This is a genomic window from Bacillus sp. NMTD17, assembly GCF_002998735.1.
GTDB lineage: Bacteria > Bacillota > Bacilli > Bacillales > Bacillaceae > Bacillus.
In genome coordinates, this window is record NZ_PVRH01000002.1 from 298,514 (window position 1) to 325,061 (window position 26,548).

General features: G+C 41.4%; 28 protein-coding genes. 3 read left to right on the forward strand and 25 right to left on the reverse strand.

Features of this window, described 5'->3' with window-relative positions:
- Window positions 1-54 precede the first annotated feature (54 nt).
- The 13 genes from murB to C6347_RS06670 all read right to left on the reverse strand — a co-directional run bounded on the left by murB (window position 55) and on the right by C6347_RS06670 (window position 16,335).
- Complete coding sequence (murB, locus tag C6347_RS06605; protein ID WP_034662552.1) at window positions 55-966, reverse strand: UDP-N-acetylmuramate dehydrogenase; 912 nt, start codon at window positions 964-966, stop codon at window positions 55-57.
- Between the two features lie 31 nt (window positions 967-997).
- On the reverse strand, window positions 998-2,092 hold the full coding sequence (gene murG, locus C6347_RS06610; RefSeq protein WP_066030946.1) for an undecaprenyldiphospho-muramoylpentapeptide beta-N-acetylglucosaminyltransferase: 1,095 nt from the start codon (window positions 2,090-2,092) through the stop codon (window positions 998-1,000).
- Between the two features lie 197 nt (window positions 2,093-2,289).
- Window positions 2,290-3,390, reverse strand: a complete 1,101-nt coding sequence (gene spoVE, locus C6347_RS06615; RefSeq protein ID WP_003212197.1) for a stage V sporulation protein E — start codon at window positions 3,388-3,390, stop codon at window positions 2,290-2,292.
- A gap of 59 nt (window positions 3,391-3,449) precedes the next feature.
- Window positions 3,450-4,796, reverse strand: coding sequence for a UDP-N-acetylmuramoyl-L-alanine--D-glutamate ligase (gene murD / locus C6347_RS06620; RefSeq protein WP_374955731.1), 1,347 nt, complete (start codon window positions 4,794-4,796; stop codon window positions 3,450-3,452).
- Window positions 4,797-4,805: 9 nt separating this feature from the next.
- Window positions 4,806-5,780 (reverse strand): phospho-N-acetylmuramoyl-pentapeptide-transferase, encoded by a 975-nt coding sequence (gene mraY / locus C6347_RS06625; protein WP_003211854.1) that lies wholly within the window; start codon window positions 5,778-5,780, stop codon window positions 4,806-4,808.
- A gap of 135 nt (window positions 5,781-5,915) precedes the next feature.
- A complete protein-coding gene (locus C6347_RS06630; protein WP_066031763.1) occupies window positions 5,916-7,391 on the reverse strand; it encodes a UDP-N-acetylmuramoyl-L-alanyl-D-glutamate--2,6-diaminopimelate ligase in 1,476 nt (491 codons plus the stop codon).
- A 212-nt stretch (window positions 7,392-7,603) separates the two neighbouring features.
- Window positions 7,604-9,523: a stage V sporulation protein D gene (locus C6347_RS06635; protein ID WP_060596190.1), complete on the reverse strand. Its 1,920-nt coding sequence runs from the start codon at window positions 9,521-9,523 to the stop codon at window positions 7,604-7,606.
- Between the two features lie 125 nt (window positions 9,524-9,648).
- A complete protein-coding gene (locus C6347_RS06645; RefSeq protein WP_060596402.1) occupies window positions 9,649-11,799 on the reverse strand; it encodes a penicillin-binding protein in 2,151 nt (716 codons plus the stop codon).
- Window positions 11,800-11,806: 7 nt separating this feature from the next.
- On the reverse strand, window positions 11,807-12,154 hold the full coding sequence (ftsL, locus tag C6347_RS06650; RefSeq protein ID WP_012009864.1) for a cell division protein FtsL: 348 nt from the start codon (window positions 12,152-12,154) through the stop codon (window positions 11,807-11,809).
- Window positions 12,155-12,191: 37 nt separating this feature from the next.
- Window positions 12,192-13,124 carry a 16S rRNA (cytosine(1402)-N(4))-methyltransferase RsmH gene (rsmH, locus tag C6347_RS06655; RefSeq protein WP_003210993.1) on the reverse strand — a complete coding sequence of 311 codons (933 nt, stop codon included), beginning with the start codon at window positions 13,122-13,124 and terminating at the stop codon, window positions 12,192-12,194.
- Between the two features lie 66 nt (window positions 13,125-13,190).
- On the reverse strand, window positions 13,191-13,622 hold the full coding sequence (mraZ, locus tag C6347_RS06660) for a division/cell wall cluster transcriptional repressor MraZ (RefSeq protein ID WP_060596189.1): 432 nt from the start codon (window positions 13,620-13,622) through the stop codon (window positions 13,191-13,193).
- A 128-nt stretch (window positions 13,623-13,750) separates the two neighbouring features.
- Window positions 13,751-15,370: a bacillithiol biosynthesis cysteine-adding enzyme BshC gene (gene bshC, locus C6347_RS06665; RefSeq protein WP_066030947.1), complete on the reverse strand. Its 1,620-nt coding sequence runs from the start codon at window positions 15,368-15,370 to the stop codon at window positions 13,751-13,753.
- 65 nt (window positions 15,371-15,435) lie between these two features.
- On the reverse strand, window positions 15,436-16,335 hold the full coding sequence (locus tag C6347_RS06670; RefSeq protein ID WP_066030948.1) for a 2-dehydropantoate 2-reductase: 900 nt from the start codon (window positions 16,333-16,335) through the stop codon (window positions 15,436-15,438).
- 210 nt (window positions 16,336-16,545) lie between these two features.
- Here C6347_RS06670 and C6347_RS06675 point away from each other — a divergent pair, with 210 nt between their 5' ends.
- Entirely contained in the window at window positions 16,546-17,025 is a 480-nt protein-coding gene (locus tag C6347_RS06675) for an N-acetyltransferase (protein ID WP_003211702.1), read from the forward strand.
- A 46-nt stretch (window positions 17,026-17,071) separates the two neighbouring features.
- Here the strand turns inward: C6347_RS06675 and gerR are convergent, their stop codons facing one another.
- From gerR to C6347_RS06690, 3 genes are all read right to left on the reverse strand, one after another.
- The gene (gene gerR / locus C6347_RS06680; RefSeq protein WP_066030949.1) at window positions 17,072-17,611 is read right to left on the reverse strand and encodes a sporulation-specific transcriptional regulator GerR; all 540 of its coding nucleotides are present in this window, start codon (window positions 17,609-17,611) and stop codon (window positions 17,072-17,074) included.
- 138 nt (window positions 17,612-17,749) lie between these two features.
- Window positions 17,750-17,923, reverse strand: coding sequence for a 50S ribosomal protein L32 (gene rpmF / locus C6347_RS06685; RefSeq protein ID WP_008354700.1), 174 nt, complete (start codon window positions 17,921-17,923; stop codon window positions 17,750-17,752).
- A 26-nt stretch (window positions 17,924-17,949) separates the two neighbouring features.
- Window positions 17,950-18,468, reverse strand: coding sequence for a YceD family protein (locus C6347_RS06690; protein ID WP_034662575.1), 519 nt, complete (start codon window positions 18,466-18,468; stop codon window positions 17,950-17,952).
- Window positions 18,469-18,674: 206 nt separating this feature from the next.
- Between C6347_RS06690 and C6347_RS06695 the strand changes: the two genes are divergently transcribed.
- The gene (locus C6347_RS06695; RefSeq protein ID WP_060596400.1) at window positions 18,675-19,919 is read left to right on the forward strand and encodes a nucleotidyltransferase; all 1,245 of its coding nucleotides are present in this window, start codon (window positions 18,675-18,677) and stop codon (window positions 19,917-19,919) included.
- A gap of 38 nt (window positions 19,920-19,957) precedes the next feature.
- Here C6347_RS06695 and C6347_RS06700 read toward each other — a convergent pair whose 3' ends face one another.
- Complete coding sequence (locus C6347_RS06700) at window positions 19,958-20,986, reverse strand: SepM family pheromone-processing serine protease (RefSeq protein WP_066030950.1); 1,029 nt, start codon at window positions 20,984-20,986, stop codon at window positions 19,958-19,960.
- 4 nt (window positions 20,987-20,990) lie between these two features.
- A complete protein-coding gene (locus C6347_RS06705; RefSeq protein ID WP_034662583.1) occupies window positions 20,991-21,770 on the reverse strand; it encodes a patatin-like phospholipase family protein in 780 nt (259 codons plus the stop codon).
- Window positions 21,771-21,928: 158 nt separating this feature from the next.
- On the opposite strand from C6347_RS06705, the gene ylbJ reads away from it, so the two are divergent.
- A complete protein-coding gene (gene ylbJ, locus C6347_RS06710; protein WP_060596184.1) occupies window positions 21,929-23,137 on the forward strand; it encodes a sporulation integral membrane protein YlbJ in 1,209 nt (402 codons plus the stop codon).
- An 18-nt stretch (window positions 23,138-23,155) separates the two neighbouring features.
- Here ylbJ and coaD read toward each other — a convergent pair whose 3' ends face one another.
- The 7 genes from coaD to C6347_RS06745 all read right to left on the reverse strand — a co-directional run bounded on the left by coaD (window position 23,156) and on the right by C6347_RS06745 (window position 26,517).
- Window positions 23,156-23,638, reverse strand: a complete 483-nt coding sequence (coaD, locus tag C6347_RS06715; protein ID WP_060596183.1) for a pantetheine-phosphate adenylyltransferase — start codon at window positions 23,636-23,638, stop codon at window positions 23,156-23,158.
- A gap of 3 nt (window positions 23,639-23,641) precedes the next feature.
- Complete coding sequence (rsmD, locus tag C6347_RS06720; protein WP_258182064.1) at window positions 23,642-24,229, reverse strand: 16S rRNA (guanine(966)-N(2))-methyltransferase RsmD; 588 nt, start codon at window positions 24,227-24,229, stop codon at window positions 23,642-23,644.
- 280 nt (window positions 24,230-24,509) lie between these two features.
- Window positions 24,510-24,782, reverse strand: coding sequence for a YlbG family protein (locus C6347_RS06725; protein WP_003212137.1), 273 nt, complete (start codon window positions 24,780-24,782; stop codon window positions 24,510-24,512).
- A gap of 66 nt (window positions 24,783-24,848) precedes the next feature.
- Window positions 24,849-25,298 (reverse strand): regulatory iron-sulfur-containing complex subunit RicF, encoded by a 450-nt coding sequence (ricF, locus tag C6347_RS06730; RefSeq protein ID WP_007499807.1) that lies wholly within the window; start codon window positions 25,296-25,298, stop codon window positions 24,849-24,851.
- A gap of 57 nt (window positions 25,299-25,355) precedes the next feature.
- Window positions 25,356-25,763 carry a hypothetical protein gene (locus tag C6347_RS06735; RefSeq protein WP_060596181.1) on the reverse strand — a complete coding sequence of 136 codons (408 nt, stop codon included), beginning with the start codon at window positions 25,761-25,763 and terminating at the stop codon, window positions 25,356-25,358.
- 72 nt (window positions 25,764-25,835) lie between these two features.
- Window positions 25,836-26,084 (reverse strand): YlbE-like family protein, encoded by a 249-nt coding sequence (locus tag C6347_RS06740; RefSeq protein WP_034318044.1) that lies wholly within the window; start codon window positions 26,082-26,084, stop codon window positions 25,836-25,838.
- A gap of 19 nt (window positions 26,085-26,103) precedes the next feature.
- Window positions 26,104-26,517 carry a YlbD family protein gene (locus C6347_RS06745; RefSeq protein WP_034662600.1) on the reverse strand — a complete coding sequence of 138 codons (414 nt, stop codon included), beginning with the start codon at window positions 26,515-26,517 and terminating at the stop codon, window positions 26,104-26,106.
- Window positions 26,518-26,548 lie beyond the last annotated feature (31 nt).

A 26,548-nucleotide genomic window follows, 5' to 3' on the forward strand; every position in this document is an offset into this window, starting at 1 on the left:
ATTCTTTCATGCCGTTTGTTTTCCTGTGATGCCATCATTCATAAAAACTAGCTGTTAATTTTCTTCACCGATAATTTCTACCTCTGTATGCATATCTACGTTGTAGTCTTCTTTAATTTTCTTTTGGATGTACTGAATTAGGTCCAGCACGTCTTGAGCAGTAGCTCCACCAGCGTTGACTATAAAGTTGCCGTGCATATCGGAAATTCTAGCTCCGCCGATTTGGTATCCTTTTAAATTCGCTTTTTCTACAAGCTGTCCTGCATATTCAGGCAGCGGATTTCGAAAAATACTGCCAGCACATGGCCGGTTATAAGGCTGGGTTTCTTTACGATAATCTTTATTTTGCTGCATTTTCTTTGTGATTTTTTCGCGATCATCCTGTTTGAGCTTAAACACGGCTTCGAGAACAATGCCAGGTCGTTCTTTTTGAAGGACTGATGTTCGATAGCTGAAATTCATCTGTTCATTTGTGAGCCACTCGATGCTTCCATCTTCAAATAAGATTCTAGCTTTCACAAGAATCTTACTGATATCAGATCCATGTGCACCTGCGTTCATATAAACAGCGCCTCCAATAGACCCTGGAATACCAGCTGCGAATTCCAACCCTGAAAGACCCTGCTTACTAAGAGATGTCGCGAGCCTTACGACAGAATAGCCGCCGCCAACTGTAATTTCTTCATCATTTACAGTTAGGTGATCCAGTCCAGCACCTAGCTTGAGAACAACTCCACGAATTCCCTTATCAAGTACAAGTAAATTCGATCCTCTTCCAATGACCGTCCAATTCGTATGGTGTTTTTTCACCTGATCCATGATCGTTTTAACTGCATCGATATCTTTTGGGATGATCAAAAGATCTGCTGGTCCGCCTATTTTCATTGTTGTATGATTAGCAAGCGGCTCATTTTCAAGTACTTTACCAACTTGCGCTTCTAATAATTCATTCTTCAAGTTCTCCATATTACCCTCCGCCTTACCTAATATCATTCCATCATGTAGTCGTAATATCTTTTAACACATTATATAAACGTGCAGCCGCATCTGGTACTCCGAGTTCTTTCGTTAAACGGCTCATTTGGTTGAGTTTTTCTTCATTACCGGCAATTTCATCAATTGCATGCAGCAGACGATCCCCTGAAAGCTCTGATTCTCTTAAAACAATCGCAGCATCATGTTTTTCAAGTGATCTTGCATTGATTTCCTGATGATTTGCCGTCACGTATGGGCTCGGAATAAAAATGGTTGGGATTCCAAGAGCCGTTACTTCAGCAATTGTTGTAGCTCCCGCTCTTGCAACAATCACATCGATCGATTTCAGGTACTCCGGCATTTGATGTAAGAAAGGTTTTGTGATCATATTAGGTGCTGCACCTTTTTCCTTTAGCTCATTCAACACTTTTTCATAATGAACCTCACCTGTGATATATAAAAGCTGGTAGTTTTTAGCCTTTAAATCATCTTGCATTTCGATCACTGCTCTATTGATAGGAGCAGCACCTCGGCTCCCGCCGAAAATAAGAACCGTTTTTTTCTGTTCATCGAGCCCAAATTCTTTAAGAGATTTCCCCTCTTTTATAGAGACGACTTCAGAGGCTCTAGGGTTTCCCGTAAATACAACCTTTTCAGAAGGAAAATGTGCCTTTGCTTCGTCAAAGCAGATGGCTACTTTATTAACATATCTCGCTAGGAACTTATTTGTAATACCAGGCAGGCTGTTTTGTTCGTGTATAATAGTCGGGATCTTCAGCTTAGAAGCCGCATAAACCACAGGCCCACACACATAACCGCCTGTTCCAATGACCGCATCAGGTTTGAATTCTTTTAAGTAAGATTTGCTTTTTTGAACGCCTTTCAAAAATCTCATCACCGTTTTGACGTTATCAAAGGAAAGCTTTCGTTTAAAACCTGAAATTTCTATCGCCTTGAAAGGGATATTTTCTCTTTCTACAATTTTCTTTTCAAGTCCATTTTCAGTACCGATATATAAAAATTCCACATCAGGATGCAGTCTTTTCACTTCTTTAATAAAGGCTAAGGCCGGATAAATATGTCCGCCTGTTCCGCCTCCACTGATTACTATACGCATTATACCATTTCCCCTCAATTTTTTTCTGCTCTGAACAAAGTATAAACCCTGTTTTAAACAACAGGGCTCCGTTAAAACCTGTAAAGAAGAGTCAAAAAACACGTTTTCGAAACAAAAACTGTCATTTTCACTCTTCAAATCATTTTTTTGTACTTTTGCAAAATAAACGTCAACATGGTTTCATGAGCTTCAGCACGTTAATATCTTGCGTACCTGCTTACATTCAAAAGTACGCCAATCGCCATCAGCATTAATGTCAGTGATGAGCCGCCATAACTAAGGAATGGGAGCGTGATACCTGTCACAGGAATAAGTCCAGTGACAACTGCGATGTTAATCATTACTTGAATGGCCACCATTGAAATAATACCAACTGCCAGGAAACTTCCATATAAATCTGGGGCTCCAAGTGCTATTCGTATGCCTCTCCATAATAGAACACTAAAGAGGAGTAAAATGAGTGATCCCCCTATAAAGCCAAGCTCTTCAGACAATATCGCAAAGATGAAGTCCGTTTGGGGCTCAGGTAAATAGAAGAATTTTTGTCTACTTTGACCAAGTCCCATTCCGAAAAGACCACCTGGACCAACAGCGTATAAGGATTGAATAATTTGAAACCCACTGCCTAGCGGATCTTCCCAAGGATTTAAGTACGATGTAATTCGTTTTATTCGGTAGGGTGCTGATAAGACAAGTGCAGCAAACCCGCTGAGTCCTATAAGACCGAGAAATATAAAGTGAGCAATTCTCGCACCTGAAACAAATATCATAATAATACAGGTTCCAACCATCACCGTTCCTGTTCCCAGATCCGGCTGAAGCATAATGATGGCAAATGCAGAAAATACAATGCCTAAAGCTGGGGCAAAACCTTTGCGAAAGGATGTGATATTTTTTTGTTTTTCAGATAAGAATTTTGCAAGAAACGCAATCATCGCAAGCTTCATAAATTCAGAGGGCTGAATACTAAACGCACCGACACCGATCCAGCTTCTTGATCCATTTCTCTCCATACCGATACCAGGAATGAGTACAAGCAGCAAAAGGAGAAAACAAACAGCAATCAATATCTTTGACCAAGTCCGCCACGTCCAATAATCGACTCGCATAATGAAAAACATTGCGATAACTCCGATTCCGGCAAACAAAAGCTGTCTTTTTGCAAAATAAAACGAATCATCAAATTTATACGATGCCCACACAGCACTAGCGCTGTACACCATAATTAAACCAATCGTCAATAAAAGTAACGTAATGACAACAAGCAAAAAATCCGGAGAAGTTTTCTTATTCGTCAAGAGACCGACACCCCAAGCATAATTTCATTTGGGCTGTCAGTCATATGAGAGACAAGCCCTTATTTAAGCATATGCACGGCGTTTACAAACATGTCTCCACGTTCTTCAAATGTTTTATGTTGATCCCAGCTTGCACAAGCCGGAGATAATAAAATCACGTCTTCTTCTTCAGATATGTTAAACGCCGCAGGTACTGCTTGTTCAACATTATCGACATGTTTTACGTGATGTATTCCAAGCTCTTCACCAAGCTTCACAAACTTAGGTGCAGTCTCACCAAATGTGATAATTCCTTTTACATTTTTCATGAAAGGTTTCAATTCATCAAATTCATTGCCGCGATCAAGTCCACCTGCTAATAAAATGGTCGGTTGTTCGAAGGCTGACAATGCTTTACTTGTTGCCAAAATATTGGTTGCTTTACTATCGTTATAAAATTTCCGACTTTGAATTGTATCTACAAACTGCAGACGATGCTTCACTCCACTAAATGTCGTGAGAACGTGTACGATTGCTTCATTTGAGCAGCCTGCATTTTTCACAACACAAATAGCTGCCAGAATGTTTTCTTGGTTATGCTCACCAGGAAGGACAACATCCTTTACATCAATGATATGTTCATTCATGTAATAAATTGCACCATGTTGAATAAACGCACCATGTTCTACTGGCTCTTTCACTGAGAAAAACACTTTTTTTGCTTTTGAACCTTCTGCCAGTTTTACGACCGATGGATCATCTAGGTTAATTACAGCGATATCATCTTCATGTTGATGTGCGAATACTTTCTGCTTTGCTTTTTCATACTCATCACGAGTGTGGTGATAGTCTAAATGTGCATCAAAAATATTTAATATTAAGCTGATTTTAGGTCTAAACTCAACTGTTCCCATTAACTGAAAAGAAGAGAGTTCCGTTACGATCCACTCATCGCCAGCTGCATTTGCAGCGACTTCGCTGGCAACTGTTCCAATATTACCCGCCACTAATGTTTTTTGGCTGTCTTTTTTCAGCATTTCATAAATCAAAGTCGTGGTAGTGGTTTTTCCATTCGATCCAGTAATCCCAATAAAAGAGGATGAGGTTAAATGATACGCTAATTCTATTTCCGTCCAAACTGGAATTTGGCGGCGAAGCGCTTCTTGAACCATCACATTTTCATATGGAATTCCTGGATTTTTAATTAAAATCGTAATTTCTTTATCTTCGAATATACGAAGAGGATGACTGCCACAAACGACATCAATCCCCTTTTCAGAAAGTAGCTGAGCAGGTTCGTTTTCTTCAAACGGTTTTTGATCATTTACCGTCACATTTACTCCATGTTCATGAAGAATTGAAGCTGCCGCATATCCGCTTTTTGCAAGACCTAATACTAGTACATGTTCGTTTTTTAACATTTGCATCTTATTCAATTATAACCACACCTCGATGTAAATTCCTAAAACAGCAAGTAATAAACCAGCTGTCCAGAAGGTGACAACTACTCTCCACTCTGACCAGCCAACTAACTCATAGTGGTGGTGAAGCGGACTCATCTTAAAGATTCTTTTGCCGGTTGTTTTAAAGGAGATCACTTGAAGAATAACGGATAGCGTCTCAACAACAAATACTCCACCAATAATGACAAGTAAAATTTCAAGCTTCGTTAAAATCGCAATTGCTACAATGGCTCCGCCTAATGCTAGAGAACCTGTATCACCCATAAATACTTTTGCAGGATGTGCGTTAAACACAAGGAAACCAAGGACGGCTCCTGCAACAGCTACTGAAAAGATCGCTACATCATACTGGGATTGATTCCAAGCCAGTATGGCAAAAGCTCCGAAAGCAATAGCAGCGGTTCCAGATAAGAGACCATCCAGTCCATCCGTTAAGTTCACGGCATTAGAACCTCCGACAAGCATGAAAACGACAAGGATAAAGTAAGCCCATCCTAAATCAAAGCTGACGTCTGTTCCTGGAATGCGAATCGTCGTTGCAAACTGATAATAATGGAAAACTGCATAAAAGATCACTGCGATCACAATTTGACCGATTAATTTCTGTTTCGATGTTAATCCAAGATTTCGTTTCATCGCTACTTTAATATAATCATCTAAAAATCCTAATAGGCCGTAACCAAGTGTGACAAATAACAGTAAAAACATTTCTGGACTAATCTCAGAGAATTTGTTGATCATCACAATCGTTGTAATGGTGATAGAAAAGATAATCATAATTCCGCCCATTGTCGGAGTACCAGATTTCTTTTGGTGAGACTGCGGGCCTTCTTCTCTAATACTTTGACCAAATTTAAGTCTTCTTAAAAACGGTATAAAAATCGGGGATAAAAGAACACTGATTAAAAATCCCATTATGATTGTAAACAATATCACCTGTTCAAGCATCGTTCTTTACTCCTTCCGAATTTCCAAAGCCGTTTTCCATCAGAAAATTGCATTCATTATTATGGTATTCATTCGCGTTCTTCGTATGTTGTTTTTGTACAAAATGCTTCATTTCATTACACTCTTTTCATCATTTTAAGATTTGTTTAGATCTAAAATAGCGTCAACTGCAACCTTTGCATCATCAAAGTCATAGACTTGATCGCCAATGATTTGATATGTCTCATGGCCTTTACCCGCTATTAAGACTGTATCGCCTTTTTTCGCATTGGCAATGGCAAAGAAGATGGCTTGTTTCCGATTCACAAAGCTATGATAATACGCGTCTGGCACCCCATTTTCCATATCTTTTAAAATGGCTGAAGGATCTTCGCTTCTTGGGTTGTCTGATGTAAATACAGGTTCATCTGCATATTTCACAGCGATTTGGGCCATTTGAGGACGCTTTGTTTTATCACGGTCGCCGCCGCAGCCAATCACACAGAAAATTTTGCCCTCTGTTAATTCTCTACACGTTGTGAGGACATTTTCTAAACTGTCAGGTGTATGCGCGTAATCGACAATGACAGGGAAATCTTGATCGCAGTTTACAAGTTCAAATCTGCCTTTGACTCCCTCCAACTCTTCAATCGCACTAACGATCGACTCAAACGTTAAGCCAGATACGATCCCGACTGATACAGCTGCCAGGATATTATACACATTGAACTTTCCGACGAGGGCAACCGTCACATTCTTGGTGCCAATTGGAGTGACCAAATCAAATTGAGTTCCTTTTGGCATAATTTGAATATTCTTTGCCATGACATCTGCTTTTTGCTCTAAGGCATACGTCATGACTTCAGCAGCTGTGACTTTTTCAAAATAACTCGAAGCCTCATCATCTGCATTTAAAATCGCATGCTTGGGTTTATTGTGATGAAAGGCGCTTCCGAGCTGAGAAAATAGCAAGCTTTTCGCGTGTTTATATTCTTCCATTGTGTTGTGGTAGTCAAGATGATCCTGTGTAAGGTTTGTGAAAACAGCAATATCATAATCACATCCATGCACCCTGCCAAGATGGAGTGCATGTGATGATACTTCCATAATGGCTGTATCTACATCTTGATCAAGCATCTGTTTAAACGTTTTCTGAAGTGTGACACTTTCAGGTGTGGTGTTTTTCACGTCGAGAATGTCATCATTCACCTTCATATACATCGTACCGATTAAGCCTGTTTTCTTCTCGGCTTTTCTCATCATTTGTTCGATCATGTGTGTTGTTGAGGTTTTTCCGTTTGTGCCTGTGATCCCGATGAGATTCAGCTTATGAGTTGGCTGTCCATAAAACGCATCAGCTATTCTTGCAAGTGCTCTTTGAGAGTGTTTCACAATAATGACTGGTACATCTGTTATGTTAAGAGGGTGTTCCGCTACAATTGCTGCAGCCCCGCTTTTCACCGCTTTTTCAGCATAATCGTGTCCATCTACTGTATAGCCTTTTATACAGACAAAAAGGCTTCCCTTTTTCACCTCTCTTGAATCCATTTCAATGGAAGTGATATCAGGATTTTCGTTTATCAATTCGTTGTTTTCACTTTTAAAGTATGTAAGCAGTTCTTGTAATTTCATTTTCATATCAAACCTCTCAAATTCGTTCACGTGCATGTCTTGTGAAAAAAACACACAGTCTATATTTTATCGTAAAAAAAAGGATACATCCAGCGTATTCCTTAAGTTTCTGTTGGAAAAAACACACTTTGGACTCTTTTTTTCAAACGGTTCTTCTCTTTCAACAAAAAGAGGCAGCCGAATGAGTGCGGCTACCCTCTGTTCATTCTTTATTATTCATCGTTTAAGTATAATCTGATCGTGGAGCCTTCTTTGACCTTTGTCCCAGCAGCAGGTGATTGCTTCACTACTTTACTGCCAGTTCCTGAGGCATCGATCTTTAGGTTGATCAAGAGGGTTTCAAGATCTGAAACAGATCCTCCTACAAGATTCGGTACTTCAATGGTTTTTGTGTCCAGCCACTGGTACTTCTTTTCAATTTGCCCTTTTCTTTTTTTCACACCCATCTCTGGCAGGCTGTCCCGCATAATATGACCAACAATTGGTGCGGCCACGGTACCACCAAATTGAATGGTGCCTTTTGGGTTATCCACAGCCACATAGACTACAATACTTGGGTCATCTGCAGGCGCAAATCCGATAAACGACACAATATGGTTATTCTCCATATACTTTCCGTCCTTTACCTTCTGTGCTGTTCCTGTTTTTCCGCCGACCCGATACCCTTCAACAAATGCATTTCGGCCAGTTCCTTGGGCGACTACACTTTCAAGTGCAAACCTGATTTCTTTAGATGTCTCTGCTGAAATCACTTTCTTTTTGGCAATCGGTGATTGCTTTTTCACGACCTCTTTTGTGATTGGATCTATCCATTCTTTTGCAATATAAGGCGTGTAAAGTGTCCCGCCATTTACCGCAGCTGCTACTGCAGCTACTTGCTGAATCGGCGTAACAGATACACCTTGCCCAAAGGCCGTGGTCGCCTGCTCTACAGGACCTACACGATCAAGCGGGAACAAAATCCCCCGCCCTTCCCCTTGAAGGTCGATTCCTGTTTTTTGGCCAAATCCGAAATTTTTAATATAGGAAAATAATTTATCTTTCCCAAGACGGTCTCCTAGCTCTACAAAGCCGGGGTTACAGGAATTTTGAACCACTTCCAAGAATGACTGTGATCCGTGCCCGCCTTTTTTCCAGCACCTGAGTCTTGCACCATCAACTGTCACAGATCCGCTGTCAAAAAATGAATCGCGCTTTAAATTTACTTTCTTTTCTTCTAATGCTGCTGCAAGTGTAATAATTTTAAACGTCGAACCCGGCTCATATGTGCTCCACACCGGAAGATTTCGGTTAAACACTTTTGGGTCAACTGATTGATAGTCAGCTGGATCAAAATCTGGTCTGCTTGACATTCCCAGCACTTCACCATTTTTCGGATTCATCGCAATCGCAATCATACCATCTGGATTATACTTTGCCTGCGCGTTGTCTAATTCTCGTTCTATGATGGTTTGTACTTTTGAATCGACTGTTAATTTCATATCAAGACCATCTTTAGGCGGTGTATAATCGTCTGCTTCATCTGGCATTTTCTGCCCTTTTGCATCGGAATAAAACTTCACAGAACCTTTTTCGCCTTTTAGATCATCGTCATAGTAGGCTTCCAGTCCAAGTAAACCTTGATTATCGATTCCAGCAAAGCCCAGTACATGTGAAAGAAAGCTGCCAAACGGATAATGTCTGATGCTGTCTTCTGCTACATACACGCCTTCTAAATCAAGCTCTCTTACTTCTTTTGCTTTTTCATGAGATACCTTTCTGCCCTCAGGAGAAATTCGTTCAATTGATGTTTTCTTCGTGACATGCTTGTACGCTTTCTCTTCAGACATATTCAGTACTGCTGCCAATTTCTTGCTTGTTTCTGCGGGATCTTTAATTTGCCGAGGGACGACCAATATAGATGGGGCACTTTTGTTCGTCGCAAGCTCTACCCCATTCCGGTCCAAAATATCTCCCCGTTCCGGTTCGAATGGAAGGTTTCGGCTCCATGAATCTTTTGCTAAGCTTGTCAGCTTCTCGCCCATTATAAACTGTACATATCCTAATCTAGTATCTATGATGAAAAAAATGATCACCCCAAACAGCAGCACGAAAAGCAATCGTTTTCTCACTGTTACACTTGACACTCGCACGCCCGGTTCACTCCTTACATATGGCTTGTTTTCATCATATGCAGGCCCGTCCTTTTGTAGAACGCTACGTGATATTCAGCTGGAGCAAAAGAAAAAACCTAGCAAGCGGTTTGCTAGGTTTAAAGTTAATTTGGGCTTTTAAATGTCACAGTGACGACTTTGTCTGAAATCTCCGCTCCACTTTTGACACTTTGTTTTACAGCATATCCTTGTCCATTTGTTTCTATATGCACACCGGAAATCGAAGCATATTGAAGGACTTCCCTTCTGGACCAGCCTGTCATATCAGGCATCTTAATGGTTTTCCCTGCTGTTTTCAAGAAGACTTTCTGGCTTTCAGAGAATTCAGAGCCCGCACTCGGCCACTGGCGTTTAATGGAGAGGCCGTCTCCAATGACAACAGGCGCTAAGTGTTTATTTTTGGCTTCTGTTTCCGCCTGCTTCACTTCTAAATCCAGGAATGAAGGCATCGTTTCTTGTTTCACTTTTTCTGCGCCTGATTTTTTATCGTCTGTTTTTGTTGGTGCAATATTTAAATATAGCAGACTATTTTTCATCACAGGGTTAAAGATTTGAGAAACCGGGGCAGACCCTGTTTCTGTTTCAGACAGCTGCGGCTGCTGTACAGCTACATAAACAAGCAGCTTCGGATCATCTTTTGGCGCCATTCCCATAAATGAAAAGACGTAATCGTTTCTTCCTTGGAGGTAACCGCCGGCACCGCCAATTTGCCCCGTTCCTGTTTTTCCAGCAACGTCGAAGCCTTTGATTTGGTAAGGCTGACCTGTTCCAATTTTTGAGGAAACAACCTCACCTAATATGTCGCGAACTTGCTTCGCTGTATCAGATGAAATCGGTTTTCCTGCTGCTGTTGGTTCGTGCTGCAAAATCGTTTTGTTTGTATTCGGGTCTGTAATATGGTCAATGACATATGGCTTCATCATTGTTCCGCCGTTTGCTATCGCTGTGGCTGCTTCGATTTGTTGAATCGGTGTGATGGCTGACGCTTGACCATAAGCCGTCGATGCTTTGTCATATTCGTATCTATAATTGATTTTGCTAGACGCTTCGTTCGGCAAGTCAATCCCCGTTTTGTCATAGAAATGGAACTTCTGCAAATATTGTTCGTATCGTGTGAAGCCTAGTTTTTCTTTCGCCAGCTTTGCAAAGGCCACGTTTGATGAGCGAAGAACCCCTTGATGAAAGTCAATTTTCCCCCAGCCATTTCCGTTGTTGTGGTCTCTCACAAGGCCGCCGCCTACTTTATAAGTACCAGATTGATATTTGTCACTGCCTTGGTAGACCCCTTCTTGGATCGCCGCAGCGAGGGTAAAGATCTTCATCGTTGAACCTGGTTCAAACGCATATGAAATGACATCATTGTTATAATTCGTAATGTCTAGTTCATTTAAATTAAAGCTTGGCCGCTGCCCCATCGCGAGAACCTTTCCAGTTTTCGGATCAACGACTGTGGCAATGATTTTCTTCGGCTTATACTTTTTGGCAACCTGCGTCATACTTTCTTCAAGAAACGCTTGAATTTTCTGATCGATGGTCAGCGTGACGTTTTTCCCGTCTTTCGGGGCAACAATGTCTTCTTTACTATTCGGCAAGGCCCATCCGCTTCTGTCACTGTTATATGTCACATAGCCGTCTTTCTCTTTTAAATATTTGTTCAGTGCCTTCTCAAGTCCCATTGCACCTGACATGTCCTTTGTCGCCTCATCTAATCTGGCATAACCGATCAGGTTAGAAGCAAACATGCCGTTTGGATAATATCGCTTCGTGTCTTTTTCAAATGCGACCCCTGGAAGCTTTAGCTTTTCAATTTTTTCCTTCGTTGAAAAACTAATATCTTTCCCCGCTTTACCAAACTCAACTTGGAATGCATCTTTTGTATTGAGACGCTTTAAAATTTCATTTTCACTCATGTCGATGACTTTTGAGAGCTCTTTTGCCGTCTTTTCTTTATCGACGACATGCATTGGATGCTTAGGGTCCACTGTCATTTTCTTGCTCATGACCGCAATGAGCTTATACACAGATGTATCCTCAGCAATCACATTTCCATTCCGGTCTAAAATAGACCCTCTTTTGGCTTCAAGTGTTTTCTTCGATTGATATTGTTCATTAGCCTTGGCGGCTAACACTTGTCCATCAACCGTTCCTGTAATCTGAATATAGATAAAACGTGCTAGGATGATAAAGAAAAACAGGGCGAAGCAAATACTTGCAATTGCCGCGCCTCTGTTCATCATTTTATTCTTTTTAGGCATCGCCATGTTAATCGACCTTCTTAACATCTTTCGATATGCTTAAGCCTGCTTTTTTCGCGGCTTCGATGATTCTTTCTGGTTCACTCAGCAAGTCTTTTTCCTTTTGAAGCTCAGTGATCTTCTTCGATTCTAAAGATACTTGCTGTTCTAATTTCTGCACTTCAATATTGGCGTGATAGACAGCAAAGGCTTTAGAAATGATGAGAATGGAGCTGCACATAAGAGCCATGACAAACATGACAAGTAAGATTTTTTCACCAAGTGTGATAGAACCTCTTCTTTTAATGACAACCGATTGGCCTTGCTGCTCTGTTTGATGTTGCTTCACTTCTCTTTGATAAGCCAAATTACTCATAAGAAACCTCCTTTTTATCATCATCTATGGTGTCGTTTTACTTTTTTTCTGCAATTCGGAGCTTCGCTGAACGGGCACGGTTGTTATGTTCCAGCTCTTGTTCTGATGCAACGATCGGTTTTCTCGTGATCAGCTTCAGCTTTGGTTCAAGTCCTTCTGGAATCACTGGTAGTCCGTGCGGAAGTTCTGGAAGAGAAGACATTTCTCTAAATGTACTTTTACAAATCCGGTCTTCAAGTGAATGGAATGTAATGACAGAAATTCTCCCCTTCGGATTGAGTAACTCTATTGCTTGTTCTAGTGCTTCTTCAAATACTTTCAATTCATCATTTACGGCAATTCGAATCGCTTGAAACACTCTTTTCGCTGGATGTCCGCCAGTTCGTCTTGCAGGTGCCGGAATTCCTTCTTTGATAATGTCGACAAGCTCACCCGTTGTTTCAATTGGCGCTTTTTTTCTTGCTTCTTCAATTTTGCGTGCGATTTGCTTGCTGAATTTTTCTTCCCCATATTTGTAGAAAATCCGAACTAGATCTTCAAATGGCCATTCATTCACCACTTTTTTTGCCGACAATGCGGCTGATTGATCCATTCGCATGTCAAGAGGTGCATCATGGTGATAACTAAAGCCTCTCTCTGGTGTGTCGAGCTGAGGAGATGAAACCCCAAGGTCAAAAATCACACCGTCTACGCTTGTAATACCTTGTTCATTCAGACGTTCTTTTAAATATCGGAAGTTGCTTTTTATGAAAAGAATGTTCGCTTTAGAATCCGCGAGCTTCTCTCGTGCATGATCCAGTGCAGCATCGTCTTGGTCAAATCCAATCAATGTTCCTTTTTCTGATAATTGAGATAGTAAATATGAGCTATGACCTGCTCCGCCCAGCGTGCAGTCCACATATGTACCGTCTTCTTTTACGTTTAAACCGTCAACTGTTTCTTTTAATAATACTGTCTCATGTTGAAACATGATGTTATGGTCCCACCTTTTTCAAATAGAAATGAATGTGTAGAAAGCTTGCTGCACAAGGGATTATTATATATCAAATCCAATCATGTTTTCAGCAATTTCAGCAAAAGAATCTTCTTGCTCTTCTGTATATTGTTCCCAGATCGACTTACTCCACAACTCAATTCGATTTGAAACGCCGATGACCACACATTCTTTTTCGAGTTTTGCATATTGGAGTAGGTTTGATGCGATGTTTATACGCCCCTGCTTGTCCAGATCGCATTCGACTGCGCCAGAGAAGAAGAACCGGGTAAACGCACGTGCATCTTTTTTCGTTAGCGGTAGTGCTTTGAGTTTCTCTTCGATTAGTTTCCACTCACTCATAGGGTAGCCAAATAAACATTGATCAAGCCCTCTCGTCAGCACAAACTGTTCTCCGAGACCGTCTCTAAATTTAGCAGGGATGATCATGCGCCCTTTTGAATCAATCGTATGCTGGTATTCACCCATGAACATGATAATCAGAGCCCCACTTTCTCACCCTTACTCTCCACTATCCACCACTTCTCTCCACAAAACTTATTCTACACTGTTTCTACATAAAAAAAAACCCTGAACTAGTCAGGGTTCATTAAAACTTTATTTCAAAGTTTGACAATTTGTTGCTTGTTTTGAAATGAAAATGGCAGATTTTTGAACGTTTTGAAGAATTCTGGTCCATATTTGTTTAAAAAATACATGATATTCCAAATTCTTTCTTGCGGGGCGTCCAGTGGTTTTAAACTATTTTCAATCCGTTCAAAGTCCCGAAGGATATATCCTTCCTTCTCTTCCACACGCTGCGCCACCTTTTGATAAACAAATTGAAGCTGGTCTTCGATAAATTTGGCATTTTTATCTAGCAGCTGCTCGAAGTTTGGTTCAATCTCCAGTGCTTCTTGTCTCATCACACCATGAGCATTCGCTAATTCACGTTTGGCCTGTTGAACTGCTTGAACAAAGCTGTCTGGAAGACTTTGTTCAAAGTGCGCTTCTTTCTTTTCATTCACTCCGCTTGTCAGCACTTCTTCTACCGACAGTTCTCTAACCGGCAGTTTCTTGTTGATGTGCCTTTCAAGAATGGTCACATGCAGTCTTGGAAGAACAGGCGCCATCTTTAATTTAAAATGCTCAAAGATTCCTTTCAGTTCTCCCCAATAGTTAACCTCACCGTGTCCTGCCATAAAAGCAAGTGTTGGGAGAAGGGTTTCCTGCATCAAGGGACGCGTCACCACATTGTTGCTAAACCGTTCTGGGTGCTCCTCAACTTCCTGCAGAAGCTCTTCCTTTGTCCATGTAAGCCCCACTTCTGATATAGAAAACCGGCCGTTCTCTTTCTCAATTAGGAAACGTTCCTCATCATATTCGTAAAATAGGTTTGCCTGACTGTCACCAGCTTCAATGATCGGCTGATATCCTGCTCGTTTCATGGCGGCCTGCGTGTCTTTTAAGCGAGCAGTGACTGCATCATTTGTCTCAACAATGTGCTTGAATAACGCACGTTCAAGTGGTTTGACACCTAAGTCACCTGAATTAAATAAAAGCAGTCCATCTTCTTCAAAGAGGTCACTTACAATCCATTCAAAGAAATCAGTAAAGGTTTGTGATTTGCGTAAACATCGAAGAAGCTGATCGAGCAAGTCATTGGTGTACGCAGATTCTTCATATGTTGAAAACACATCACGGAGCCATTTCTCGGTTTTTTCTTGATCAAGCGGGATTCTTTTCGCAGCCGCTTTTTTGACGTTATGTAATGGCAGCTTTTGTTTCACTGGTTCTTTTTCGCCAGACGTGTACACAAAATTAATTTCATCTACGTCATGATCCTCACCGGCTACCCAAAAGACCGGAATCACTGGGACTCCAAGCTCTGTTTCTTTTTCTTTTGCAAACTGAATGATGGATATGATTTTATGTATGGTATAAAGCGGTCCTGTTAATAGACCAGCCTGCTGTCCTCCAACCACCATGACACTCCGTTCATCACGGATCTTTTCAATGTTCTGACGCATCGCTGCCGATTCAAACTTTGCATGGTATGCGCTCATATAATCCGCTAAAGCCTCGCGCGGGAAGCTCATTTCCATGAGATCGTCGTATCTCTTTTTCCATGTGTGCTCAGAATGTATATCATAATCAAAAAAAGTCGTCATCTCTTTTTTTTCTTCTATATAATCACGTATGAATAAATTCTGACTTCGGATGGAAAGTTCAGTCAATTGCATGTTTAGAACTTCCTTTCTTCAATAAATAGTTAGTTTCCCGAAAAAAGTATAGCATGTAAATGATCTCACTCAAAAGATTTTGTTTGCTTTTTTTCCAATACTTCCAAGCTTCGATAAAAGAAAGTGAGATGTGGCGCCGCAACACCTTGAACTTGAGCCTTTTTTAAAAGATAGCCAACGATGGCTTTTCTTTCGGTTTGGCGGCCTTTCACAATATCTTGAAGCATAGACGACTGATTCGCAGCCGTTTTCTCACAAACAGAGACTACATAAGGCCAGAGCCGCTCTTTTTCAGACAATCCCAAGATGGATACCGCTTCATCAAATGCACATTTCATCATGTATTCATATGAGGGGTTTGCGATCAATTTCCCGTTTCTCACATGCAGCAAAGCCGTCAGCGGATTAATACAGACATTGACAAGCAGTTTTTCCTCCAGCACCTTTTTCCATTCATCCGTATAGATCATCTGAAAATGAGATGATGTCTCATTCAATGCATTTTTTATATCAGCTGCTTCCTCATGCTGAAATGCCCCCCACTTGATGACACCAATACCTGTATGGTTCACTGCATGATCTGACATCTTCATAGCCCCGTGTTCTACCACACCTATATATAATGAATGTGCCGTTTTCCAATTCTCCAAATCTAATAAGTGAGCCATTCCGTTCTGTAAAAATAAGATACGCTGACGAGGTAATGTCGATAATTCATCGAGCACATCTTGCAAATGATGATATTTCACTGTCACGATGAGCAAATCAAATACTCCTGTTATTCCTGTCTGTGCATGAACAGCCGCCTGACATGTTTCTCCTTTTACTGTTCGCTGAATGCCTGATGCTCGAATCTCTTCTGCCTGATCTTTTCTTCTTGTAAAGACCGTGATGTCATGATGCTGTGATAAATAACTAGCACAAAGCAGACCAATCGCACCGCCGCCAATGATTCCAATGTTCAACTGCCGCACTTCCCTTTTTCTGTTTACTTCATTATATCAATTATTGTAACAGGTTCATGTCGTGATGCAAAAAGCAGATGGCGCGCTATGATTGAATTTTTTTAATTTAAAAACTATAATAATAAGTGTAAAAACTTTTCGAGGCGGATGGGATGAAAACGCCTTCAATGACATCACTGTCGACATTATGTGTGTAAGGGGGAAGATCATATGGCACAAGTAAAACGACTTCTAATTAATTACAAAACTTTAGAGGAATTTAAACAATTTAAGGAATACGGCATACAAGAGCTATCCATGCTTGAAGACCTTGAAAGCAATATGATTGAAAATGACAGCAACTCTCCATTTTACGGAATTTATTTTGGAGATAAGCTAGTGGCACGTATGAGCCTTTATCAAGTGGACGGCTCAACGACAACGTATTTTAACCACAATCATGATTATTTAGAGCTGTGGAAGCTGGAAGTGCTTCCTGGGTATCAGCGCAAAGGGTACGGCGAAGCACTTGTTGAATTCGCCAAATCGTTCGGATTGCCAATTCGGACCAATCCGCGCGTCAAATCAGCCGGTTTTTGGGATAAAATGGGCTTTGAAGCAGTAAAATATGATATGGAGCGCGATAAGGGTGAAAATCCACTCATCTGGGAGCCCGCTCATATTCAAAAAAATACAGGTGAATCCGCTTAAAGACTGATCACAAAACGCCCCTCCTTTCTCTGTGAGGGGCGTCTCTTTATTTAGCATATTCTTTTAAGCTGATATTCTGTTTGACTCTTTCAACAATACCTATGAGTGCCCGGTAATCTTCTTCTGTCATTTTTAATTGCCGCTTTAAGTGTTCATTTTCTTCTGAAAGTGTCTTCAATTGATGCTGTGCATCTGCCAGTTCCTCGCGTAAATGAGCAGGTCCATCAGGTTCTTTTTCAAGCTGCTCTAAAAACTGAATCACTTCTCGAAGGGTCAATTCAGCCTGAATTGAAGATGTCTTCTCTTCTATGGTTAACGCATGCTGTGGTAAACCAGAGGAATGAATACCGATTTTTTTACGCAGTTCTTTCCGCTGTTTTTTCGCCAGCTCTATGCCTGCCTGATATTGTTTTCTAACGTATGAGTTCCACCTGAAACCACATGCTGCAGCTGTTCTTGACAATGCTTTCCCGACTTCCTCAAATGCGGAAAGCTGCGTTCCTCCATCTCGAATGTGCCTTAAGACGACTTCTGCTAAAAGTAAATCTTCATCTTGTGTCCATGCGTCCTGCCTTGTAATCGTCAATTGATCATCCCCCCTGAATCTGAATACCACATCATATGCGCCTACTAGAGTAGATAGACTATTTGCAGGAGAGAAACCTAAAAAATAGACAAATAAAAAAACGCAAGGGAAGATTCCCTCACGTTTTTTTATCAAGCATTAGTTACTTTTTACGTCTTTGCCTTTGTATGTTCCGCAAGATTTGCAGACACGATGAGAAATTTTCATTTCACCGCATTCTGGGCAAGCTACCATACCAGGTACTTGTAGTTTGAAATGCGTACGACGCAATCTTTTTTTCATTTTAGAAGTTCTTCTAAAAGGTACAGCCATTATTCCCACCTCCTTAAAGAGTTAAGTTAAGATTCATTATTTTCTTCTAAGAGCTTCTTCAAGCCTTCCAGACGCGGATCAATTCGGTTTTGATGTGCATCTTCCGAAATGACCGCCCAGTCATTCCCTTCTTGTGGTGCAGCACCTTTTACATCCGTTTGGTCGCAAAAGATTTGCATCGGCACTTCAAGAAGAATTTCTTCCTTGACTATAGGCGTTAAGTCGATGATGTCGTCTTCTACAATAGAAACGTCTTCATCTTCTATATCGTCTGTCTTATGAAGTACAAATAGTTCTTTCGTTGAAATCGCAAATGGATAATTTACATCAACAAGCGTTCTTGAACAAGGCAATGTCATTTCACCTGTGATGGTTAAATCAAATGCGACTTGCTTTGATTCGATCACTCCAGTCCCTTTCACCTCTACCGGTGAAATGCGACGTATATCTGAATGAAGGCTAGTAAGTTCATTTAAGTCAACCGTCTCATGAAAATCGAAGCTGTTTTTAGCTTTTTGATGTAACTGATAAACTGTCCATTTCAATTGTATCACCTCTAAGAGCAACAAACATGATTATAGCTTTCATCATGTTATTTGTCAATATTTTTTCTTTACAGTCCTTTGTGATGTCAGAGGGTTGTTTGACATCAGTTCGCGGAATGCCTACACTGAAAAAAATGGGCTTCATTTTTCCCTTATGCTACTTTAGCATAGACCATTTAACCATAGCAAGAAAGGCGGAACATCTATTGAAAGCAACAGGAGTCGTTGTCGAGTATAATCCATTTCATTATGGACATGCCTATCATGTTCGTCAGGCGAAAACACATACCTCCTCAGATGTTGCCATTGCCGTCATGAGCGGTTCCTTCCTCCAGCGTGGTGAGCCTGCCATCGTCTCAAAATGGGCGCGGACAAAAATGGCGCTGCAAAACGGTGTAGACATTGTGTGTGAGCTTCCATACATATACGCAGTGCAAAAGGCAGAAACCTTTGCAAACGGTGCTGTGGCGATTCTAGATGCTTTAAAATGCCGCTCCCTTTTTTTCGGCAGCGAGGATGGTGACATTAAAGCATTTGAGCGAACGGCTCATGCTTGGCTTGAGAAAAAAGGAGAAATTGACCTTTTCACAAAAGAAAAGGTGAAAGAAGGCCTTAGTTATCCAGCAGCTGCAGCAGCTGCGTTTCAAGAGGTGATTGATCCTAAGCACTTACTGGATCTGTCCAAGCCAAATAACATTTTAGGTTTCCATTATGTCAAAGCCATCTTGGAGAGATCCCCTCACATGCAGCCCTTTACCTCTCAAAGGATTTCATCTGGTTATCATGATGAAGAACTTCCTAAAAATCAGAAAATCGCAAGCGCAACAAGTATACGAAAAGCCTTAAAAGATCACGGCACATTTGAAACAGTCGCCCCATATCTCCCAGAAGCTACGCTCAAGCAATTACATGACTATCATTCTTCTTATGGTCTTTTACATACGCAAGAAGCCTACTTTAGCTTCTTAAAACAAGTCTTTCACACAATGGATACAGCAGAACTAGAAGGCATCTATGAAATCGAAGAAGGCATCGAACACCGCATGCAAAAGGCGATTTCACATGCGTCCTCCTACGAGGAATATCTATCTCTTGTGAAAACAAAACGATATACGTGGACAAGGCTGCAGCGGATGAATACACATCTCTTAATGAGGGTGAAAAAGAGTGCCATGCATGAGCTGCTGAAAGAGAGAGAAGCGCCTTACATTCGTTTACTTGGTATGTCAAAGAAAGGGCAGCAATACTTATCTCTTGTGAAAAAAGAATTGGACGTGCCGCTCATAAGCAAGCTGTCTGCCTTTTCACATCCCGCACTTGATCTTGATATTCGCGCGTCCCGCGTCTTCAGCCTGCCCGTTAGTGAGCCAATGCAAACGGACTTAACGGAAGCGGAGTTTAAAACCTCACCGATCCGATATGATGAAGAGACTGGTCTCTTCCAGTCTTAACAAAAAGAGCAGCCTTGATGAAGGCTGCTCTTCTTTGATTAAGATGCTTTCTCTTTTAATTTGTTTAAATAGTTCAGGGCATCTTGCATCGTATCTACAGGCACAATTTTCATATCACTTTTAATATCTTTCGCTGTTTTGACAGCATGTCGGTAGTCTGAATTTGAATCACCTTTATCGTTTGGTGCAAAGAATATATCTTTTCCGGCTTTATCTGCCGCCACGACCTTTTGATCGATTCCGCCAATTGGACCGACCGTTCCATCGGCGTCAATCGTCCCCGTTCCCGCAATCGCATAGCCATGTGTTTCGTCTTCTTTTGTGAGCTGGTTATAAATTTCAAGTGACATCATGAGACCTGCTGATGGGCCGCCGATATTTTCAATATCCACCTTAATGGAAGGCGAGACTTTCACATTTCGATCTGTAAATAATGATACACCGATTCCAACTCGATTCGGCTCTTCTTTAAATGGTTTTAACGTCACTTTCTCCGTGATGTCTTTGCCATTTCGTTCAAGGACAAAACGGACAGATGTACCTGCTTTTTTGCTGCTGATATACGAAACCATTTTATCAGCAGAATCATAGGTCTTGCCATCAACGCTTTTGATTCGGTCGCCCACTTCAATTTTGCCGTAAGCAGGCATTCCTTTCATCACGTAGCTAGCATATACCCCGTTAAACGTATAATCTACTTTTTTGCCTGCTTTTGTATACGCTGCAATCATGGCATTTTCTTGAGAGCTTTTCATCAGCTGAAGCTGCCTTTTCATATAATCTTCATCCGACTCCCCGTCCGCTTTAATATTTTCTTCCGGGACGATCTCGTCATATTTATTCATTTTCGCAAGCAAATACGTATACGGATTGGCTGGACCTACTTTTATCGTCATAAGTGAGAAGCTGCCCTTCTCGTCATATCCGCCGTCTACTTGAATGTGGGGAGCAATCTCGGTTGCATCACCCGGCTTTGTCACGTAATATGGCAGTTTGACAAAGGTTAAGCCAAATAATACAAGGATAACGACAAAAAAGCTGAGCCAGCGAATATTCAATTTTTTCATTCGATTAACACTCCCATTTATCAATGACATCTTTCAGTTTACCTGTTAGTTGATCTGCGGCGAGCTCACCTGCTTCAATCATCTCCTGTACCTGTGTAAATGCACTCGAGCTAAATGTTTCAAGCCTCGGCCGGATCATGACATCAGCGTGAATGGTTTGATGACGGACCAATTCATTTTGAAGGATGTCCAAACTCTGCATAATCACATCCGATAATCTCGTCGCCTTTTCTGTTTTTTTCACCCTTGATACATCAGAGGCGATAATGAGGTCCGCGCCCATTTCTTTTAAAACAGACACAGGAATGCGGTCAACAACCGCTCCATCGACTAGCTGTCTGCCTCCCATTTCATGAGGAACAAACACGCCCGGAATGCTGATGCTTGCTCTGACTGCTTGTGAAACAGACCCTTTTTTAAACACGACCTTCTCCCCTGTCTCGAGGTCACAGGCAACCACCGCAAGGGGCATTCTTAATTCTTCAAATTTCTTCCCATATGTAAACGTGTGAATCAGCTGCAACATTCGATTCCCTTTTAAAAGACCGATTTTTGGCAGTGTATAGTCAGCATAATACTTTCTTCTGAAGACAAGTGCAAGTTTTTTCATTTTTTCTACGTCTTGTCCTGCCGCATAAAAGCTCCCAACAAGTGCGCCAATACTGCTGCCAGCGATCATATCTACCTGAATTCCTTGTTTCTCAAGACTAGATAAAACTCCGATATGCGCCATTCCCCTCGCACCCCCGGAGCCTAACGCAAGTCCAATGACTGGTCGCCTCATGAAAATCCACCCTCCTCTTTTCTATGCATATATACGAATCTATTGGTCTAAACATGCCCCTTCTGCTCGTATAGTAATAGAAGACAGGCTCGGCTAGTGTCTTTCTTTTTTGATCACGAGCTCGCCAATAGATCATAACGGCAAGGGGCGAAATCTCCATGAAAAAATGGAACACTCTGTTCATCGCTGCTTTTTTTATCTTTTTAACAGCCACTGTGATTACACATCCACAAGCCTCTTTGCAAGCGTCTAAAAATGGACTTGCAATGTGGTGGGAGGTAGTATTTCCATCATTGCTTCCTTTTTTTATTTTGTCCGAGCTATTAATTAGTTTCGGGATTGTCAGATTTGTCGGGGTATTATTAGAGCCATTTATGCGCCCCATCTTTCGAGTGCCTGGTGTAGGGGGATTTGTCCTAGCAATGGGAATGGCATCAGGCTTCCCTTCTGGTGCGAAATTAACCACAAGACTCAGGCAGGAAGGACAACTGACACAAATCGAAGCAGAGCGCCTCGTTTCTTTTACAAATTCATCGAATCCATTGTTTATTTTCGGTGCGGTGGCTGTTGGTTTTTTTCATCATCCAGCTTTAGGGATTGTTTTGGCATGCGCACATTATTTAGGGAATCTCGCTGTTGGTGTGACGATGCGGGGATATAAAGCGCGGCATGATGCACATCTGAGAAGCCGTAAGCGATTTTTATTCCCACCGTTTCAAGAGGCATTCAGCGCTCTTCATACAGCAAGACTCGCAGAGAAAAGACCGCTCGGCCAAATTTTAAGTGATGCGGTGATGTCATCAGTCCAAACTCTCTTTATGATTGGCGGCTTTATTATCTTATTTTCTGTATTTAGTAAAATGCTGTCAGTTGTTCATGTGACGGACCTCTTATCCATAGGGATCGGATATATGCTGCAAACGATGCATCTTCCGCCAGAATTAGATCTTGCGATGATTGCCGGTTTATTTGAAATCACATTAGGAAGTCAGCTGACAGGGTCACAGGAAGTCACCCTTCTTGCTAAAACGATTGTCGTCAGCTTTATATTAGGATTCAGCGGGTTTTCTGTTCAAGCTCAGGTCGCCGGCATTCTGGCGGCAACAGATATACGCTTTAAACCGTTTTTCTTCGCTCGTTTGCTTCACGGAATTTATGCAGCTGTTTTTGCCTTTTTATTGTTCAAGCCTCTTTATGTCTCTCGATCTGACATGGCTCTCCCAGCAGGTGCCTTTGAAGCAAGCCAGCAGGTCGTCGTGTACAGCAGTGTGCTTTGGAATCAGCTTGTGACAGCTGGCCCATTGATCACGCTATGCAGCTTGATCTTGTATATCGCGCTATACTATCAGAAATTAAAAAAAGGATGAGTGCACGGTGCGGTGCACTCATCCTTTAAATTTTTCTTTCAGCGCTGCTTCTACCTCTTTTGGGACAAGATCTTTGACTAATCCATGATATTTCGCTACTTCTTTGACAATGCTGGAACTTAAGAAGGAATATTGATTGTTGGTCATCATGAAAAACGTTTCAATTTCATCGTTTAACACTTTATTCATTGATGTGCCTTGCATTTCATATTCAAAGTCCGTCACAGCTCTTAATCCGCGTAAAATGACTTTGGCTTCTTTTTGTTTCGCATAATCAATAAGCAGACCGTGAAAGGATTCAACTTTGATATTTGGCAGATCCTTCGTCGCCTGGCGAATGAGCTCACACCGTTCTTCAACGGTAAATAACGGTTGTTTGGATGAGTTATTTAGTACACATACATACACTTCATCAAAGATCTTTGCACCTCTTTTGATGATATCCAAATGGCCCAATGTGACTGGATCAAAGCTACCCGGACAAACGGCTATGTTTCCCATGCTTTAATTTCCCCGCTTTCTATAGATCGTAATACCAGTCAACCCGTACAGTTCCTGTCTTGATATGTAAAGCTGTCCAGCTTCCTCTGGCAGTGTGACGTCCTTATCATGCTCACACACGATCACGCCGTCATCTGTTAATAAGGCATGCTCGTCAATCATTTCAAGAAGTGCTTTCAGCTGTTGATCTTTATAAGGCGGATCAAGAAAGATCGCTTGAAAGGATTCCTCTCGTTTCACAACGGCTGAGAGTGCACGCTTTGCCTCGTTTCGAAACACTTCACTTTGATCGAGCAGCGACAATTGGTTGAGGTTTCCTTTAATCGTCTGAATTGCCTTCATATCTCGATCAACGAAAATGCAATGATCGAATCCTCTGGAAAGCGCTTCAATTCCTAAACCACCGCTTCCCGCAAATAAATCAAGGGCCCATCCGCCATCAAAATACGGGCCGATCATATTAAATATAGATTCTTTTACTTTATCTGTCGTCGGTCTTGTTGATTGACCTGGTACCGCTTTAAGTGTGCGGCCTTTTCTCGTTCCAGAGATGACTCTCATTTTCCCACCACTTTTTCTGCTTGCTTCTATTGGTTATTGTTTATGACAAAAAATTCAACATTATCTTACCACAACACTCCGCAGGGGACAATGCAAGGATTTTCATTCATTTTCTATGTATAGATCAAGGAATGCGGGGTCATACTATTTATAACAGCATCTGATGTGGTGCTGTTGCCAACCGCGGAGAAGACTTACGTTTCCCCATAAGTTCTTCCTCCGGTTTCTCCTCTCCCTTTGCCTTCTCCTTAATGAATCATTAAGAATAGAAGGACCCCGCGGGTGATGCCGCGGGGATTTTTTTGTGTCTTTAAAAGCCCACTTTATAATCATACTCTTTTGCTTTGTCCAATTTGGATTCGTACTCTAATTTAATAAAAGGTTTATATGAAGGCTCAACACGCTTCACAAATGGCAATGAGCTGAGCTTAGCCATATGACGCTCGAGATCATTCATATCACAATAGATCACTGCATACTTCATTTTCCTTGAAATATAGTGAACATTTCCAAATTTTCTTAGCGCCTTTGACTGCTTTAACGAATGCAGCCAAACGACCATCCCTTGACGTTTGGTTTCCATCTTTTCACCTGCCGCTTTTTCAATTCTTTTCAGTCATTATGTAAAAGACGAGACATTCAAGTCTCGTCAAGATACTTTACAGCCACAGCTGCCACCTGATCCACAGCCACCGCCGCATGATGATAGACCATCAAAATATGGGTTCCCTGTTGGAACTTTGATATATGCTGATACAGCTTGACCGATTTCAATACTAATCTCATCTAAGATGGATTGAATCGCTGTTTCTGCTTTTTTGAAATCAACCACTGTATCGTGAAGATCTAACTTTCTTTTGACCTCACGCATTTCCTTTGAGATCGTTCTATAGTCCGGATGGTATTTGCCGAACCGCTGCACATCCTCATATTGCTCTTTTACTTTTGTAAAATGGGCAATAATTTGTTGGGCTTCTTCGTCTTGCTGGAGACGCTTAAAGCAGTTGCGGTAATGTTCAGCCTCCTCCGACTGAAGAATCATGGCAGCCAATTGATTCGCTTCCTCTTGGAGCTCCACAGATTCGATTGTCGCATACATAAATGTTGCACCTCCAATTCATAGTTTACCACGAAACCTATGGATCAGAAAATGCTTTTACGTGACAAATACATCCCATGTTTCTCTTTTCTGCTTATATTCTGGATGACGGGAATTGAGCACAACGGTCATTTTATGCTTTCCTTTTGAAAGATGCTTGACCACAAATGCAGCAGTATACTCATTGCCTGCACGTTTTCCGTCTACATACACTGTAAAATATCCCGTCTTCTCATTCTTTTTTAGACGCGAAGGTTCAAGATGAAAATCTTGTAGTGTACTTTCTATATAGACAGAAGACCCCTGCACTTTGTATTTTAAAAAGCCTTGCTGCTTCATTTCGCTTTCGGCTTGCTGCATCACTGGTACAGCTGGATCTTGCTTCATGACTTGCTTCTCTCCATGTTGACTTTGACACCCAGTGACAAGAAAAAGCAATGCGCATATTGACAGCATCCATTTCATCTTCTGATTCTCCTTTCATCTACTTTTATAGGATGCTCAGGAAATAGACATCTTAATCAACTCAAAAAAGCCTCACCCGGCTCCATTTTGATTGCGCATTGCTTGGAACATTTGAATCATCATTTCAGCCATTTGAACACTGTTGCTCAACTGACTCACACGATGAGGAATGGTTTTTTCGTAAAAATTCATTTTATCTAATTCAAAGGACGATAGCTTTTCAGGATGTCGAGTCAGCTGTCTGTACCAGAGAGGACGCTGTCTGATGAATTTGATTCGATCCTCTTCGGCCATGACAAACTCCTGTACTTCTTTCCGCACCAAAAGCATCCCCTTTCAATTAATCTTTCCTGAAGGAGAATGGGTGCTGACTGCCTCCAGATGAACCTTTCTTTGAGCCATTTGATGAAAATTGTCCGAGTAAGCTTTGTAAAGAGGAAATAGACTGGCTCATTTTGTTGATTTGTTCATTCATTTGATCAGCGTCCATTTTTTTCACGGCAGAAACCATTTTAGACATAAAATCTGCTTTTCCCAATTCACTTGGCTTAGAGGCTTTTTCTTCTTTACCGCCTTCAGATTGCGTTTGCCGGTAAGGAGACCACATCTCGTCTTCTTCACCAAACATGATCCAATTTTCGTATACACTTTGCCAGCTTTTTTCTTGCGTTTGCACTTCTTGAATTAACTTCGGATGGCGTCTGACGAATTGTTTAAATTCATCAATGGATGTTTGTTTTTGTTTGTTTGTCATATCCTCACCCCCCATACAAATGCCTACTATA

Coding starts and splice junctions, on each gene's coding strand:
- C6347_RS06735 (WP_060596181.1), bottom strand. CDS start 25,763: ATGAAATGGATGCTGTCAATATGCGCATTGCTTTTTCTTGTCACTGGG.
- C6347_RS06705 (WP_034662583.1), bottom strand. CDS start 21,770: ATGAGGCGACCAGTCATTGGACTTGCGTTAGGCTCCGGGGGTGCGAGG.
- C6347_RS06675 (WP_003211702.1), top strand. CDS start 16,546: ATGGCACAAGTAAAACGACTTCTAATTAATTACAAAACTTTAGAGGAA.
- murD (WP_374955731.1), bottom strand. CDS start 4,796: ATGCAAATGTTAAAAAACGAACATGTACTAGTATTAGGTCTTGCAAAA.
- bshC (WP_066030947.1), bottom strand. CDS start 15,370: ATGCAATTGACTGAACTTTCCATCCGAAGTCAGAATTTATTCATACGT.
- C6347_RS06745 (WP_034662600.1), bottom strand. CDS start 26,517: ATGACAAACAAACAAAAACAAACATCCATTGATGAATTTAAACAATTC.
- ricF (WP_007499807.1), bottom strand. CDS start 25,298: ATGTATGCGACAATCGAATCTGTGGAGCTCCAAGAGGAAGCGAATCAA.
- mraZ (WP_060596189.1), bottom strand. CDS start 13,622: ATGTTCATGGGTGAATACCAGCATACGATTGATTCAAAAGGGCGCATG.
- murG (WP_066030946.1), bottom strand. CDS start 2,092: ATGCGTATAGTAATCAGTGGAGGCGGAACAGGCGGACATATTTATCCG.
- C6347_RS06725 (WP_003212137.1), bottom strand. CDS start 24,782: ATGGAAACCAAACGTCAAGGGATGGTCGTTTGGCTGCATTCGTTAAAG.
- coaD (WP_060596183.1), bottom strand. CDS start 23,638: ATGGGAAACATAGCCGTTTGTCCGGGTAGCTTTGATCCAGTCACATTG.
- rpmF (WP_008354700.1), bottom strand. CDS start 17,923: ATGGCTGTACCTTTTAGAAGAACTTCTAAAATGAAAAAAAGATTGCGT.
- C6347_RS06645 (WP_060596402.1), bottom strand. CDS start 11,799: ATGCCTAAAAAGAATAAAATGATGAACAGAGGCGCGGCAATTGCAAGT.
- ylbJ (WP_060596184.1), top strand. CDS start 21,929: ATGAAAAAATGGAACACTCTGTTCATCGCTGCTTTTTTTATCTTTTTA.
- murB (WP_034662552.1), bottom strand. CDS start 966: ATGGAGAACTTGAAGAATGAATTATTAGAAGCGCAAGTTGGTAAAGTA.
- ftsL (WP_012009864.1), bottom strand. CDS start 12,154: ATGAGTAATTTGGCTTATCAAAGAGAAGTGAAGCAACATCAAACAGAG.
- C6347_RS06700 (WP_066030950.1), bottom strand. CDS start 20,986: ATGAAAAAATTGAATATTCGCTGGCTCAGCTTTTTTGTCGTTATCCTT.
- rsmH (WP_003210993.1), bottom strand. CDS start 13,124: ATGTTTCAACATGAGACAGTATTATTAAAAGAAACAGTTGACGGTTTA.
- mraY (WP_003211854.1), bottom strand. CDS start 5,780: ATGCTTGAACAGGTGATATTGTTTACAATCATAATGGGATTTTTAATC.
- C6347_RS06630 (WP_066031763.1), bottom strand. CDS start 7,391: ATGAAATTACAAGAACTGCTTACATACTTTAAAAGTGAAAACAACGAA.